This window comes from Streptomyces xanthophaeus, from assembly GCF_030440515.1.
Lineage (GTDB): Bacteria > Actinomycetota > Actinomycetes > Streptomycetales > Streptomycetaceae > Streptomyces > Streptomyces kutzneri.
In genome coordinates this window covers 7,135,159-7,149,781 of sequence record NZ_CP076543.1, presented here as the reverse complement: position 1 = coordinate 7,149,781, position 14,623 = coordinate 7,135,159, and the positions used below count along the sequence as shown (strand labels likewise).

At 73.8% G+C, this 14,623-nt stretch carries 10 protein-coding genes; 3 read left to right on the top strand and 7 right to left on the bottom strand.

The genetic code is table 11. The features are described from left to right. Positions 1 to 60 precede the first annotated feature (60 nt). The 7 genes from KO717_RS31880 to KO717_RS31850 form a co-directional block, all read right to left on the bottom strand. Entirely contained in the window at positions 61 to 3,999 is a 3,939-nt protein-coding gene (locus tag KO717_RS31880) for an amino acid adenylation domain-containing protein (protein ID WP_301372911.1), read from the bottom strand. Positions 4,000 to 4,014: 15 nt separating this feature from the next. Next, positions 4,015 to 5,229: a cytochrome P450 gene (locus KO717_RS31875; protein ID WP_301372910.1), complete on the bottom strand. Its 1,215-nt coding sequence runs from the start codon at positions 5,227 to 5,229 to the stop codon at positions 4,015 to 4,017. A gap of 1 nt (position 5,230) precedes the next feature. Next, positions 5,231 to 5,500: an MbtH family protein gene (locus KO717_RS31870; protein WP_367401553.1), complete on the bottom strand. Its 270-nt coding sequence runs from the start codon at positions 5,498 to 5,500 to the stop codon at positions 5,231 to 5,233. Next, on the bottom strand, positions 5,451 to 6,230 hold the full coding sequence (locus KO717_RS31865; RefSeq protein ID WP_301372909.1) for a thioesterase II family protein: 780 nt from the start codon (positions 6,228 to 6,230) through the stop codon (positions 5,451 to 5,453). Before KO717_RS31865 ends, KO717_RS31870 begins: the two co-directional genes overlap by 50 nt. Before the next feature lie 3 nt (positions 6,231 to 6,233). Next, complete coding sequence (locus KO717_RS31860) at positions 6,234 to 8,180, bottom strand: non-ribosomal peptide synthetase (RefSeq protein WP_301372908.1); 1,947 nt, start codon at positions 8,178 to 8,180, stop codon at positions 6,234 to 6,236. Beyond that, positions 8,177 to 9,688, bottom strand: coding sequence for an aldehyde dehydrogenase family protein (locus tag KO717_RS31855; protein WP_301374887.1), 1,512 nt, complete (start codon positions 9,686 to 9,688; stop codon positions 8,177 to 8,179). The genes KO717_RS31860 and KO717_RS31855 overlap by 4 nt, the downstream gene beginning before the upstream one ends. Before the next feature lie 128 nt (positions 9,689 to 9,816). Then, a complete protein-coding gene (locus KO717_RS31850) occupies positions 9,817 to 10,836 on the bottom strand; it encodes an AfsR/SARP family transcriptional regulator (RefSeq protein ID WP_301372907.1) in 1,020 nt (339 codons plus the stop codon). A 174-nt stretch (positions 10,837 to 11,010) separates the two neighbouring features. On the opposite strand from KO717_RS31850, the gene KO717_RS31845 reads away from it, so the two are divergent. From KO717_RS31845 to KO717_RS31835, 3 genes are all read left to right on the top strand, one after another. Next, a complete protein-coding gene (locus tag KO717_RS31845; RefSeq protein WP_301372906.1) occupies positions 11,011 to 12,612 on the top strand; it encodes a tryptophan halogenase family protein in 1,602 nt (533 codons plus the stop codon). A gap of 84 nt (positions 12,613 to 12,696) precedes the next feature. Further along, positions 12,697 to 13,329 carry a flavin reductase family protein gene (locus KO717_RS31840; protein WP_301372905.1) on the top strand — a complete coding sequence of 211 codons (633 nt, stop codon included), beginning with the start codon at positions 12,697 to 12,699 and terminating at the stop codon, positions 13,327 to 13,329. Further along, positions 13,316 to 14,596 (top strand): cation:proton antiporter domain-containing protein, encoded by a 1,281-nt coding sequence (locus KO717_RS31835; RefSeq protein ID WP_301372904.1) that lies wholly within the window; start codon positions 13,316 to 13,318, stop codon positions 14,594 to 14,596. The genes KO717_RS31840 and KO717_RS31835 overlap by 14 nt, the downstream gene beginning before the upstream one ends. Positions 14,597 to 14,623: the final 27 nt, after the last annotated feature.

Sequence of the window (14,623 nt, the reverse complement as noted above, 5' to 3'; positions counted from 1 at the left end):
GCCCTGCGCCGGGCGGCCGAGGGGCCGCCCGGTGCAGAGCCGGGCCGGGGCGTGCGGCCGTCAGTGCTTGCGGCGCAGTACCGCGTAGTAGCCGGGCAGCCGCAGCGCGTCGGAGTCCGACCGGGGGTCGATCGCGTGCAGTTCGATCGCCTCGTCCTCGACGACCTCCCACGCGTCCGCGCCGAACGCCTCGGCCAGTTCGGGCCGGGTGAAGCGGTGCGAGTGCCGGACACCGGCCGCCTCCAGCGGGCCGACCAGGTCCTCGGCGCGGCCGCGCTTGCCGCCGACGAAGCCGAGGTAGCCGAAGGAGTTGCTGGAGTAGTCGGGCTCGTGGACGATCAGCGTGCCCTCGTCGCCCAGCAGCCGGCCGGCGACGGCGGCGAGCCGGGCCCGGGCCTCGCTGTCCAGGACGTGGAAGACGCCGCGGACGAAGATGTTGTAGGGCCCCTCCCCCAGGACGGCGGCCTGCTCGGCGTCGGTCATGTCGATCGCCAGGTAGTCGACGTTCGGCACGCCCTCGGCCTCACGCTTGGCGTGGTCGATGGCGCTGACGGAGACGTCGACGCCGATGACGGAGGGGTGGTGCGGGGCGAGTTCGCGGCTGTAGCGGCCGTTGCCGCAGCCCAGGTCGATGACCGGCAGGTCGCTGCGGAAGTGGCGCTGCGCCTGGTCCAGCAGCCACTGGAATTCCTCGCCGCTGTCGGCGTCCCAGATGACGTCGCCGCCGCGTCCGGTGCGCCGGATCCCGGCCCAGTACCGCTCCCAGGCGTCGCCGGTGTCGCGCTCCTCGGTCCTGCCGGGGGCGGCGGCGTCCTCGCCGGGCGGCGGGGAGTGGCGCTCCCAGATCTCGTCCTCGGCGAGGGCGTCCAGCAGGGCGGTGAACTCCTCGAACATGGCGTCGATGAGTCCGTCCGGGTAGACGGCGGGCAGGAAGTCCCAGTTGAAGGTGAGGCCGTCGGGCTTCTCGAAGACCTGGAAGTCGAGGGAGACCTGCGGGGTCTGTGAGATGCCGTAGACCGGGGCGCCCAGCTCGGTCTCCTCGTACTGCGGCGGGTGGCCGGCCAGGCTGGTCATCACCACGGGCATGGCCGGGGCGAGGGAGCCGCGCAGCTTGGTCAGCTCGCGCAGCACCTGGACACCGCTGAAGTAGCGGTGCTCCAGGTCGGCCCAGAGGCGGCGCTGGACGGCCTGGGCCCGTCCGGCGAAGGTGGTCTCCGTCTGCTCGACGGCCAGCAGCAGGGTGGTCGTGGTGTCCGCGAGCAGCGAGTTGACCTGCGGGTGCAGCGGAAGGCGGTTGAACAGCGGGAAGTTGATGGTGAACCGGGCCTGTCCGGCGGCCCTGCCGAGGATCTCGGCGTAGGCGGCGGCGAGTACCCCGGAAGGGGTCACCTCGCGGGCGTGCGCGCGCTCCTGGATCCGGCTCCACCGCTCCGGCGCGACGACGTGGCTGCGGCGCTCGAAGCGGACCGGCAGCTCGGGGGCGTCGGCCGGGCGCCCGGGCAGTTCGGGGGCGGGCGGGAGGGTGGCGAGGCGGTCGCGCCAGTACCACTCGGAGCGGCGGTAGAGCTCGCTGTCGCGCAGCGAGTTCCCGACGGCGAGGACGTAGTCGCGGAAGGTCAGCTCCAGCGGGGCGAGTTCCGCGCCGGGTTCCACGTAGTAGGTGACGAGGTCCGGGATGAGGACCTGGAAGTAGCTCCAGGCGTCGGCGACGAGGAAGTCCAGGCAGAGGTGGATCCGGGCCCGGCCGCCGCCGAGCAGGCTGATCCGTACGTCGAACAGCGGCCAGGCGTCGGCATCGAGGACCTGGTGGGAGAGCCGCTCGCGCAGCTCGGCCAGCTCGGCCCGGCGGGACTCCTCGTCGAGGCCGCCGAAGTCGGTGACGGGGATCTCGTACGCCGGGATCTCCTCGAAGACCTGCTGGGTGCCGTCGGGCAGGACGCGGGTGCGCAGGGCGTCGTGGCGCTCCACGAGCCGACGCCAGGCGCCCTCGAAGCGGGCCACGTCGAGCTGCTCGCTCTCCCACTCGAAGTATCCGTGGCAGCCGACGTTGCCCAGTTCCACGAGCCCGCCACGGCCGATCCACAGGGCCTGCTGGCTCTCGGTGAGCGGGAAGGGCTCGAAGCGGGCGGCAGAGTCCGGGACGATCGCGGGGAGTCCGCCGAAGGAGCCCCGGCCGCCCGTGCGTTCGGTGGTGACGAGGGTGGCGAGCTCGGCGACGGTGGGGCAGGTGGAGAGGTCGGAGAGGCTGAGCTCGACGCTGTAGCGGCGGCGGATCTCGTCGATCAGCTGGAAGGCGAGCAGCGAATGTCCGCCCAGCTCGAAGAAGTTGTCGTGGATGCCGATGCCGTCGGTGCGGAACGCCTCGGCCCACAGCCTGCTGAGCCCGTCCTCGACCTCGTTGCGGGGGGCTTCGTAGCCGGCGCCGACCGCGTCGCGGCCCTCCGGGGGCTCGGGCAGGCTGCGCCGGTCGACCTTGCCGTTGGGCAGGCGCGGGAGGGCGGGCAGCACGACGACGGTGGCGGGCACCATGTAGTAGGGCAGGGTGCGGGCGACTTCGGCGCGCACGGCGGCGGAGTCCGGTTCGGCCGCGCCGGCCGGGGAGACGTAGGCGATGAGCCGCTTGTCCCCGGGACCGCGCTCCTGGGTGACGACGACGGCCTCGGCGATGTCGTCGAGGCGGGCGATGTGGGTCTCGACCTCGCCGAGCTCCACGCGGAAGCCGCGGATCTTCACCTGGGAGTCGGAGCGGCCGAGGAGTTCGACGGCACCGTCCTCGCGGCGGCGGGCGAGGTCGCCGGTGTCGTAGAGCACCGGGTGCGGGTCGTCGGGGAGGACGTTGGGGTGGAACTTCGCGGCGGTGAGCTCGGGGCGGCCGTGGTAGCCGGCCGCGACCCCGGCGCCGGAGACGTGCAGGCGGCCGACCTCGCCCTCGGGCACGGGGCTGCCGTCCTCGTCCAGGAGGTGGACGCGGAGGTTGGCGATGGGCACGCCGACCGGGACCTGGCGGGTGGCGCGGACCTCGTCGGAGGTGGCCTGGCTGGTGAAGTCGATGCCGGCCCCGAGGTCGAGGCAGGACAGGACGTTGGTGGTCTCGGTGGTGCCGTAGGTCATCACGACCCGGAACGGGGTGTCGGCGGGCGGCCAGCTGTGGACGCGCTCGGCGGTGGTCACCAGGATCCGCAGCGCGGTGTCCTCGGGCCAGTCCAGGCCCCAGGCGGGCTCGGCCAGGGCGGCCACCAGCATGGTGTGGGTGATGCCCTCGCCGACGAGCCAGTCGCGGATCTGCTCGGGGGTCTGTGCCTGTCCGGCCTCGGGAATGTGGATGGCTGCGCCGGCGGGCAGGTAGGCGAGCCACTCCATGATCTGGACGGCGAAGCCGGGGGTGGACATCCAGGAGGCGCGGTCGCCGGGCCGGACCCCGTAGGCGCGGGTGGTCCAGTGCACGAGGTTGGTGAGCGCGCCGTGCCGCTCCAGGACCGCCTTGGGGGTGCCCGTGGAACCGGAGGTGTAGATGAGGTGGCTGACGGTGTCGGGGCCGGTCGCGACGGCGGGCGCGGTGTCCGGGAGGTCCTGACCGGCGGTGGCGACCTCGGCCTGTGGGACGTCCTGCGGTATCCGGCGGCCGAGGCCGGCCGGGGTGAGGACGAGCAGCGGGGCGGCGTCGGCGACCATCGCCGCGAGCCGGTCGTCGGGGTTGACCGGGTCGAGGGCGACGATCGCGGCGCCCGTCTTGAGGATGGCGAGGGAGCCGATGACGTACTCGGCGCTACGGGGGTAGCAGAGGCCGATCCGGGTCCCGGCGGCGGCTCCGCGGGCGATCAGCGCGTGCGCCAGCCGGTTGGTGGCGGCCTCCAGTTCGGCATAGGTCCAGCTGCGCCCGCCCTGCGCGAGGGCGGTGGCCCGGGGGGTGCGGGCGGCCTGTTCGGCGAGGAGCTGCGGATACCCCGTGGCGGGGAAGGCGGCGTCCGAACGGTTGAAGTCGACGAGTGCGGTGGTCACAGTGCGGGCCCTTTCTTACTTCGCGAAGGCTCGGCTGCGCAGCAGCCGCACGGGGAGACTGTTGATCCCCCAGGTGAAGTTGGAGGAGTTGAAGGTGACGGGTCCGGCCAGTTCGAAGCCGTCCAGCACGCCGAGCATCTCGGTGAGCAGGGCGCCGAGTTCGAAGCGGGCGAGCCGGGCGCCGAGGCACAGGTGGCGGCCGTGTCCGAAGGCGACGTGCCGGTTGGGGCGGCGGTCGACCCGGAAGGCGTGCGGGTCGGCGAAGACGTCCTCGTCGCGGTTGGCCGAGACGTTCCACAGCGTCACCCGGGCGCCCTCGGCCACCGGGATCCCGTTGATCTCGGTGTCGCGGACGGCGGTGCGCAGGGCGTGCACCCCGGGGGTGGTCCAGCGCAGGATCTCCTCGACGGCCGGGGCGATGCCGCCCTGGCCGAGGCCGCGCAGCAGCCGCCACTGGTCGGGGTGTTCGGCGAACATGTGGACCGCGCCGGCCGCCGAGTAGCGGGTGGTCTCGTTCGCCCCGGAGAGGACCCCGTTGAGGTTGAAGACGATCTCGTGGTCGCTGAGCGGCCGTTCGGTGCCGTCGCCCTCGTCCACGAGCGTGTCGTGGGCGATCTGGCTGACCAGGTCGTCGCCGGGGCGGACCCGGCGTTCGGCGAGCAGCTCGATGAAGTAGAGGAAGATCTCCGAGTGCGCGTTGGTGCGCACCTCGTCGTCCGGGGAGTCGAAGGCGTCGGTGGTCAGGGCCCCGATCCAGGCCCAGTCGGCGCGCGGGATGCCCATCATGGCGCAGACGACCCGGTTGGGCAGTTGCTTGGCGAGGTCGATGAAGTCCAGTTCGTCGCGTTCGGCGGCCTCGGTCACCAGCTCGCCGACCACCTTCTCGACCATCGCCTCCAGGCGCGGCATCTGCTGCGGTCCGAAGGCCTGGTGCAGGGCCCGCTTGAGCCGGGTGTGGTGGGGGACGTCGGAGACGATAAGCATGCGCTGGGCGACGGCGGCGACGGCGGCCGGGTCGCTGCCCAGCCGCATCCCGCGGGCCGAGCTGAAGGTGTCGCTGTCGGCGTAGACCTTCATGATGTCGCGGTGGCGGGTCAGGGCCCAGAAGCCCCCGTCGTCGCTGCCGGGCTCGGGGTGCCAGTGGACGGGCGAGTGGGCGCGCAGCCAGGTGAAGGTGGGCCAGAAGTCGTTGCGGCCGAAGGGGCCCGGGTCGAGCAGGTCGATCTCCATCTCAGGCTCCTCGCAGGCTGAGCGGGCGGGTGTCGGGCCATTGGGCGTCCACGAAGCCGGCGCATTCGTCCTCGGTGCCGTCGAACCCGGCCGGCGTCCAGCCGTCGGGGGTCTCGCGTGTGGCGGGGTACAGCGCGTACTGCCCCTCGTGGTTCACGAGGACCTGGTGGGTGGTGGGCACGGTGTCCTCCGGACTCGGGCGGGTGGGGACGGCCGGGCGCTCAGGCGCCGGGCGCGGTCGCGGTGGGGGCGGGGGCGGGGGCCGGCGCATCGGCGCCCTGGGCCCGCAGCAGGGTGGTCAGGTGGTCCAGTACGGGCCGCGGGCGGCGCAGTACGGCGTGGTGGCCGCCCGTGGTGGTGTGCCGGGTGAAGGCGGCGGTGGTGATCGCGGCCCAGCCGTCCAGGTCGGCGGAGCTGACGGTCTCGTCGCCGTCGGCCCCCCAGGCGTGGACGGGCACGCCGAGGCGGACGCCCGGCTTGTGGACGTAGCTCAGGGACAGCTGGGCGTCCTTGCGGAGCATGGCGACCATCAGGGCGCGGGTGTCCTCGTCGAGCAGTTCGGGGTCGAGGCCGGCCGTGTCGAAGAGCTTGTCCAGCTCCTCGCCGTCGTCGACGATGCCGCGGCCGGCGCCGTCCCAGTGGCCGGGGGCCCGGCAGCCGCTGACCACCAGGGCCCGCGGGGCGACCCGGCGGGAGACCTCGTAGCCGAGGAGGCCGCCGAAGCTGTGGCCGAAGACGATCAGCGGCCGGCCGGTGGCGACGACGTCCCGCAGTTCCGCGGCGATGGCCTCGACGGCCTCGTCGAAGGAGTCCGGCATCGGGTCCCGCCAGCGGTTCTCCCGGCCCGGCAGCTGCACTCCGTACACCTGGGCGGTGCCGGCCAGTTCGGGCTGCCAGGAGCGGAACTGCTGGCAGCCGGCCCCGGCGGGGGGCAGGCACAGCAGGACGGGCAGGGCCTGGTCGGCGGGGTCGTCCGTCCAGGTGGAGATCCAGGCACCCATGGCTCAGGCCCCTTCGGCGGGGTCGTCGGCCGGTTCGGCGGCGCAGGCCTCCCGCTCGGCGGAGAGCCGGTCGAGTTCGGCGGCGAAGTGCCGGGCCGTCGGCTCGGCCAGCAGCGCGCCGAGGCCGACGCGCAGTCCGGTGACGCGGCGCAGTTCCGACACCGCGCGGGCGGCGGCCAGGGAGTGGCCGCCCAGCTCGAAGAAGTCCGCGTCGGGGCCGGGGATCTCGGTGGCGAGCACGTCGGCCCAGACGGCCATCACGATGCGCTCGCTCGTGGTCGGACCCGTGCCCGGGGTCGCCCCCGAGGTCGCCCCCGGTGCGCCGTTCGTCCGTGCCGGCGCCGTCAGGGCCGTGGCCAGCGCCTCGCGGTCGGCCTTTCCGGTGCTGAGGGTCGGGATCCGGTCGAGCACCCGTACGGTGCTGGGCACCGCGGCGGCGGGCAGCTGCTTGCGGCAGCGTTCGACGACCAGGTCGGGGAGGCCCGCCGGGTCGGCGCCGGGGGCCGCGACCACGGCGAGGCCGAGGGTCTGGCCGGCGGCGAGCGGGCAGCAGGCGGCGGCGACGACCTCGGGGAGTTCGGCGGCGATCCGCTCCACCTCGCCCAGTTCGATGCGGTGGCCGCGGATCTTGACCTGGTCGTCGCGGCGGCCCCGGTACTCCAGTTCGCCGCCGGGCCGGCGGATCACCACGTCGCCGGTGCGGTACATGCGGGTGCCGCCGCCCTGGAAGGGATCGGGCAGGAAGCGGCTCGCGGTGAGTCCGGGGCGGCCCCGGTAGCCGCGCGCCACGGCCGGGCCGCCGAGGTAGAGCTCGCCCTCGGTTCCGGCGGGCACCGGGCGGAGCTCCTCGTCCAGGACGTACGCCCGGTAGCCGGGCAGCGGTCGTCCGATGGTGGTCACGTCGTCCCCTCGTCGGCTGTCGGCCCAGGTCGCGGCGATGGTCACCTCCGTCGGCCCGTACACGTTGAGCAGCCGGCGGCCGCGGGAGAACCGCTCCGCCAGCGCGGCCGGGCAGGCTTCCCCGGCGACCACGACCACCTCGGCGGTGTCGATCCCGGCGCCGTGGGCGGCGAGCAGCGACGGGGTGAGGGAGACGGTGCGCAGGCCGGCGGGCAGGGGCTCGCGGCCCTCGGCGGCGGCCTGGCGCAGGCCGTCCAGGGAGAGGTCCGTGAGGGCGACCCCCTGGCCGTGCGTCAGGTAGAGCAGGGTGCACCAGAGCCAGCCGTCGAAGGCGGGCGAGACGGCGTTGAGGCCGAGTCCGCCGGGGGGCAGGCCGAGGGTGCCGAGGGCGTCGACGAACGTGTCCAGGCCCCGGTAGGTGACCTCGACCCCCTTGGGGCGGCCGGTCGTGCCGGAGGTGTAGACGAGGTACGCGCAGCTGTCGGGGGCGGTTGCGGACACGGCGAGCGCGCCGGGGGCGCTGCGGCGGACATCGGCGGGGGCGAGCAGGGCGATCCCGCCGGGCTCCAGGCCGGTGGGTACCTCGGGGGCGACCAGGACGGCGGCCCCGGCGTCGCGCAGTACACGGCCGAGGCGCTCGACGGGGTGCGCGGGATCCAGGGGGACGGCGGTCCCGCCGAGGCTCCAGACGGCGAGCAGGGCGGGCACGCTCTCCCGGGACCGGCCGAGCAGCAGCCCGACGGAGGTCTCCGGGCCGACTCCGGCCGCGGCGAGCGCTGTGGCGTAGCGGGCGGTGCGGGCGGTGAGCGCCGCGTAGGTGAGGGTGCCGTCGAAGGCCTTGACGGCGGTCTCGTCCGGCTGTTCGCGGGTCCACCGCTCCAGGCGGGCGAACAGCGGCGGGAGTGCGCCGTCGGCCCGTCCCGCGGAGCCCGGTCCGGCGGAGCCCGGTGCCGCGGAGCCCGGTTCGGCCCGTGCCGCCCGGGGCGGTGCGTCGTCGGCCGGTACGCCCGGGGCGGTGGCCCCGGCGGACTCGGCGTGCCGGTCGGTCATCCGTCGTTCCTCTCGGTGTCCGCCGGGCGGGCGGCCGCGGTGGCCCGCAGGCGCGGGCCGACCACCTGGCCTCCCGTGCCCTGCGGGAGCTGCATCGACTTGGTCTCCAGGAAGGCCTCCAGCCCGGCGGCGCCGCATTCGCGCCCGATCCCGGACTGCTTGAACCCGCCGAACGGGGCGGCCGGGTTGAACTGGCCGCCGTTCACGTCGACCAGGCCGGACCGGAAGCGCCGGGCCGTCCGTTCGGCGCGGGCGCCGTCGCCGGACCAGACCGCGCCGTGCAGCCCGTAGCGGGTCCCGTTGACGATCCGGACCGCCTGGTCCTCGTCGTCGTAGGGGATGACCGAGAGCACCGGCCCGAAGATCTCCTCCTGGCCGATCGTGCTCAGCGGGTCCACGTCCGCGAAGATCGTCGGCTGGACGTAGTAGCCGGTGTCCAGGCCGGCGGGCCGGTCGGGGCCGCCGCGGACCAGCCGGCCGGCGCCCTCGTCGATGCCGCGCCTGATGTGGTCCGTGACGCGGGCGTGCGCGGCGGCGGAGACCAGGGGGCCGAGGTCGGTCGCGGGGTCGCGCGGGTCGCCGGTCACGTACCCGGCCATGGCCTCGCCGGCGAGCCGTACGGCCTCGTCCTGCCGGTCCCTCGGTACCAGCAGCCGGCTCCACTGCAGGCAGGTCTGGCCCGTGTTGAAGAGCATCTGGTCGACGGTGGCGGCCACGGAAGCGGCCAGGTCGGCGTCGTCGAGGACGAGGCTCGCGTTCTTCCCGCCGAGTTCGAGGTGCACGCGCTTGACGGTGTCGGCGCCGAGCGCGGAGACCTCGCGGCCGGCCCGGGTGGAACCGGTCAGGGAGACCACGTCGATCAGCGGGTGGGTGACGAGCGCGGTGCCGACGGCGGCGCCGGTGCCGACGACCATGTTGAAGACGCCGGGCGGCAGATCGGCCTCGGCGATCGCCTCGGCGAGCAGCCGGGCGTGCAGCGGGGTGATCTCGCTCGGCTTGTGCACGACCGTGCAGCCGGCCGCGAGCGCGGGGAGGATCTTCTGCACGGTGAGCAGCAGCGGGGTGTTCCACGGGGTGATGCAGGCGGCCACCCCGGCGGCCTCGCGCACGACGAGCGAATGGCCGACGCGCTCCTCGAAGGCGTAGGAGGCGGCGGTCTCGACGCAGTGCGCCGCCATGCCGAGGGAGAGCCCGACATGGGTCTGGCGGGCCATCCGGGCGGGCGCCCCGACCTCGGCGGTGATGGTCTCGGCGAAGCGGTCGGCGCGGACCTCCATGGCCTCGACGACCCGGCGGAGCAGGGCCGTGCGTTCACGCACCGGCGTGGCGGCCCAGCGCGGGAAGGCGGCCGCCGCGGCGCGCGCGGCGAGGTCGGCGTCCCGGGCGGTGCCCGCGGCCACGGTGGCCAGGGCGCGCTCGGTGGCGGGGTCGGTGACGACCAGGCGGCCGTCGGCGTCGGAGGCCACCCAGGCGCCGCCGATCCACTGGTCGGTGTAACGGGGCGGCAGGGGGGCCGCGTCGGTCTCGGCCCCGGCGGGTCTGGAGTCCTGTGGCTCGGTCGGCACGGTCAGCACGGTCACGGTGGGGTCCTCACTGGGTCACGGGATCACGGGCTCGCTGAACAGCTGGGTCGGTGTCACGCGGTCGCCTGGTCGGCCGCGCGCGCCAGGGCGGCCGCGGCCCGGTTGTCGGGCCTGGCCCGCCGCACGGGGCGGGCCAGGGCGGTCGTACGGGCGTCCGGGCTCCAGGCGGGGGTGCCGGCGGGAGTCCCGGCCCGGCGCGCCGCCGGACGCAGCGCGCGGACGGTGGCGGGCGGGGCTCCGGTCACGGCGGAGACGGGGGCGGGGGCGGAGGCGGCCCGGGCGCGCGCCGCGGCCGGGATCAGGGCATCCAGCAGCCGCTGGGTCTCGTGGCCGGGTGCCACGGCCAGCTCGTCGCGCATCCGGCGGGCGCACAGTTCGTACCAGCGCCGGACGCAGGCGAGTTCACCGCGCCGGCCGTGCGCGGCCATCAGCGCGCGGTAGGTCTCCTCGTGGTGGCGGTCGATCTCCAGGGTGCGCTTGCAGACCTCGATCAGCTCCACGAAGTCCTCGCGCGCCTCGGCGTCGGCGCGCAGCACTCCCAGGGCCCGCAGCGCGAGCGCCCTGAGGTACTCGCGCTGTTCGACGACCCAGTCGGCGCTCTCGCCGCGCAGGAACTCGCCGCCGTAGAGACCGATCGCCGCCCGCAGCCGGGTGCGGGCGAGCGGGGCGTCGCCGGCCGCTGCGGCGCGCAGGCCGGTGTGCACCAGTTCCTGGAAGCGGTCGAGGTCGGACCACAGCCCGGTGATGTGCAGGACGTAGCCGAAGTCCCGGTAGACCAGCCGGATCCCGGAGTCGCCGGGGCGGTCGGGGTGGGCGTCGAGCACCCGGCGCAGTGCGTGGGCGGCGACCTTCAGGGAGCTGCCCGCGGCGGCGTCGGCGCCTGGCCACAGGGAGGCGTAGAGCCGGTCGCGGGTGAGCATCTGGCCGCGGTGGACCACGAGGTACTGGAACAGGCCACGGGCCTTGCCGGCCCGCCAGCGCTGGACGGGGGTGCCGTTGACGGTCAGCTCGAAGTCGCCCAGGAAGCGGACCCGTACCGCCGGCCCCGCCGTCCCGTTCGCTGCGGTGGTCATCGCGTCCTCCCGGTGGTTTTCAGCCTGCCGCTCTGCCTGCGAGGAGTGTGTCCGGGGGGTCTACAACGGCCCTACAACGGCCGGATCCGAGCTGTGTAGAGCGGTGATAGGGCGTTTTTCGACACTGATGAGCACGACCACCCGAACCGCCGAATCCGAAATGAGGGCTGTTTCATGACCAGCAGCGACACCCGGCTTCAGAAGGTCGTCATCCTGGGCGGCGGCACGGCCGGCTGGATGACGGCCGCATACCTCGGAAAGGCGCTGCAGGGAACGGTCGACATCACCGTGCTCGAAGCGCCGACGATCCCGCGCATCGGTGTCGGCGAGGCCACCGTGCCCAACCTGCAGCGCTCGTTCTTCGACTACCTGGGCATCGCCGAGGACGAGTGGATGCGGGAGTGCAACGCGAGCTTCAAGATGGCCGTGCGCTTCGTCAACTGGCGGACCGACGGGCAGGGCGAGTCGACGGCCCGCGAGCTGCCGGGCGGCGGTCCGGACCACTTCTACCACCCGTTCGGGCTGCTCCCCGACTACGACCAGACCCCGCTGTCGCACTACTGGTTCAAGCGGAAGTACGAGGGCCGCACCACCGAGCCGTTCGACTACGCCTGCTTCCGCGAGCCCCCGGTGATGGACGCGATGAAGGCCCCGCGCTGGCTCGACGGCCGGCCGGCCACCCGGTACGCCTGGCACTTCGACGCCCAGCTGGTGGCCGACTTCCTGCGCCGGTTCAGCACCGAGAAGCAGGGCGTGAACCACGTGCAGGACGAGATGGTGCGGGTCGAGCAGGACGAGCGCGGCTACGTGACCACCCTGCACACCAAGGGCGGACTGGCCCTGGACGCCGACCTGTTCGTGGACTGCTCGGGCTTCCGCGGCCTGCTCATCAACCAGGCGATGGAGGAGCCCTTCATCGACATGAGCGACCACCTGCTGTGCGACAGCGCGGTGGCGACGGCCGTCCCGCACGACGACGAGGCGAACGGCGTGGAGCCGTACACCTCGGCGATCGCCATGTCGTCCGGCTGGGCCTGGAAGATCCCCATGCTGGGGCGCTTCGGCACCGGCTACGTGTACTCCAGCAAGTTCACCGACCAGGACACCGCCACCCGCGAGTTCGCGGACATGTGGGGCCTGGACCCCGAGGTGACGAAGTTCAACCACATCCGTTTCCGCGTCGGCCGCAACCGCCGGGCGTGGGTGAAGAATGTCGTCAGCATCGGCCTGTCCTCCTGCTTCCTGGAGCCGCTGGAGTCGACGGGCATCTACTTCATCACCGCCGCGATCTACCAGCTGGCCAAGCACTTCCCGGACAAGACCTTCAACGACGGTCTGATCAACAGCTTCAACCACGAGATCGAGGTGATGTTCGACGACACCCGCGACTTCATCCAGGCGCACTTCTTCTACGCGCCGCGCAACGACACGCCGTTCTGGCAGGCCAACAAGAAGCTGACCCTCCCCGACAACATCCAGCAGAAGATCTCCGCCTACAAGGCCGGCCTGCCCATCAACTCGCCGATCACCGACGAGTCGACGTACTACGGCAACTTCGAGGCCGAGTTCCGCAACTTCTGGACGAACGGCAGCTACTACTGCATCTTCGCGGGCCTCGGCCTGGAGCCGGACGCCCCGCTGCCCTCCCTGGCGCACCGGCCGGACTCGGTGGCCAGTGCCGAACCCCTCTTCGACGCGGTCAAGCGCCAGCAGCAGAACCTGCTGGAGACGCTGCCCAGTGCCTACGACTACCTGCGCCAGCTGCACGGCGCGTAAGGCCCACCGCTCCCACGGCCCGGCAGTACGGCTCTCCCGCCGGCTGCCGGGCCGCAGTTGCTTCAGCCACCTCAGGAGTCAGACATGCCCCACCGCTCCGTGCCCCATCCCGCCGCACCGGACGATTCGGCCGGGGTCCAGCCGGCGGACCTCCGTCCCTTCATGGCCGCCTTCCCGACCGGGGTGTCCGTCGTCACCACCCTGGATTCGGATTCCGTGCCGCACGGCCTCACCTGCACCTCCCTCGCGAGCGTCGCCCTCGAACCGGCGACGCTCGTGGTGTGCATACGGGCGGCGAGCCCGACCCTCGCGGTGCTGCTGGCCGAGGGCCACTTCGCCCTCAACCTGCTGCACGAGCGGGCCCGCGGCACCTCGGACCTGTTCGCCTCCGGGGCGCCCGACCGCTTCGACCGCGTCGAGTGGCGGCTGCCGCTGGGGGCGGGCGGACCGCACCTGACGGCGGACGCCCACGCCGTCGCGGACTGCGCCGTGGTCAGAACCGTCGGCTTCGGGGACCACACGGCCGTCTTCGCCGAAGTCCGGCGGGTGACCGTGCGCGACGACCGGCAGCCGCTGCTCTACGGGCTGCGCCGCTACGCCCCCTGGTCCGCGGCGGCCGCGGCTCCCCAGCCGGCCGCACAGCCGGCCCCGCACCGCGATCTGCCCGGGGCCCTGCGCCCCGCCGCGCCCGAAGGAGGTACCCGTGTCGTCCGTTGACCCGCTGCCCGCCCTGCTGATCGCCGTTCCGGTGGTGATCCTGGCCAGTCAGGTGGGGGCCGCCGTCTGCCGCCGGTTCGGCCAGCCCCCGGTGGTGGGCGAGATCGCCACCGGCATCCTGCTGGGCCCCTCGCTGCTGGGCTGGCTCTGGCCGCAGGCCCAGCACGCGCTGTTCCCGCCGTCCGTGCTCCCGTACACCTCGGTGCTCGGGCAGCTCGGGCTGCTCGCCTTCATGTTCCTGGTCGGGCTGGAGCTGGACCTCAAAAGCCTGCGCGGTCACACCCGGGTCGCGGTGGCGGTGAGCCAGGCGGGCATGCTGCTGCCGCTGGCCCTGGGCGCACTGCTCGCCCTCGCGATGTACGGCGGGTTCGCCCCCGAGGGGGTGGGCCGGATGCCGTTCACCCTGTTCATGGCCGTGGCCATGGCCATCACCGCGTTCCCGGTCCTCGCCCGGATCCTCATCGACCGGGGCCTGTACGGGACTCCGCTCGGCGCCCTCGCCATGGCCTGTGCGGCCGTGGACGACGTCGTCGCGTGGTGCCTGCTGGCCCTGGTGGTGGCCCTCTCCACGGCCGGGTCCCCGATGGAGGCGGCCACCACGGCCGGACTCGCCGTGGCCTTCACGCTGGTGATGCTGTACGCGGTACGGCCGCTGCTGGCCCGCTGGTCGGCCCGCGCCGACCGGGCCGGCGACGCTGCGGTGCTGGTGGCGCTCTTCAGCGGGCTGAGCCTGTCCGCGCTGGCCACCGACCTGATCGGCGTGCACGCGCTGTTCGGGGCGTTCCTGTTCGGGGTGGTCACCCCGCGCACCGGGCAGCGCATCGAGGCCTCGGCGGCCCGGCTGCGCGCGTTCACGGTGCCCGTGCTGCTGCCGCTGTTCTTCGTGCACACGGGGCTGCGCACGGACATCGGGGGCCTGACGGCCTCGCCCGAACTGTGGCTCTGGACGGCCGCGATCCTCTTCGTCGCCTTCCTCGGCAAGTGGGGCGGCGCGGCCGGAGCGGCGCGCGCGTGCGGAAGACCGTGGCGGGAGGCCCTGTCGATCGGCGCCCTGATGAACTGCCGGGGGCTGACCGAGCTGGTGGTGCTCAACGTCGGTCTGGAACTCGGCGTCATCGGGCCGCAGTTGTTCACGATGCTGGTGCTGATGGCCCTGGTGACGACGGCGATCACCAGCCCGGCCCTGACCCGGCTGCGCGCCGGGAAGGAGGTGGGCGGCCGGGCTCCGGCGCAGGCCGAGCCCGAGAACGCCCTCTCCGGGCCCTGACGGGCGGGCCGCCGGGACCGGAGGGCG

Coding starts and splice junctions, on each gene's coding strand:
- KO717_RS31850 (WP_301372907.1), bottom strand. CDS start 10,836: ATGACCACCGCAGCGAACGGGACGGCGGGGCCGGCGGTACGGGTCCGC.
- KO717_RS31870 (WP_367401553.1), bottom strand. CDS start 5,500: ATGCGCCGGCCCCCGCCCCCGCCCCCACCGCGACCGCGCCCGGCGCCT.
- KO717_RS31875 (WP_301372910.1), bottom strand. CDS start 5,229: ATGGAGATCGACCTGCTCGACCCGGGCCCCTTCGGCCGCAACGACTTC.
- KO717_RS31860 (WP_301372908.1), bottom strand. CDS start 8,180: ATGACCGACCGGCACGCCGAGTCCGCCGGGGCCACCGCCCCGGGCGTA.
- KO717_RS31840 (WP_301372905.1), top strand. CDS start 12,697: ATGCCCCACCGCTCCGTGCCCCATCCCGCCGCACCGGACGATTCGGCC.
- KO717_RS31865 (WP_301372909.1), bottom strand. CDS start 6,230: ATGGGTGCCTGGATCTCCACCTGGACGGACGACCCCGCCGACCAGGCC.
- KO717_RS31845 (WP_301372906.1), top strand. CDS start 11,011: ATGACCAGCAGCGACACCCGGCTTCAGAAGGTCGTCATCCTGGGCGGC.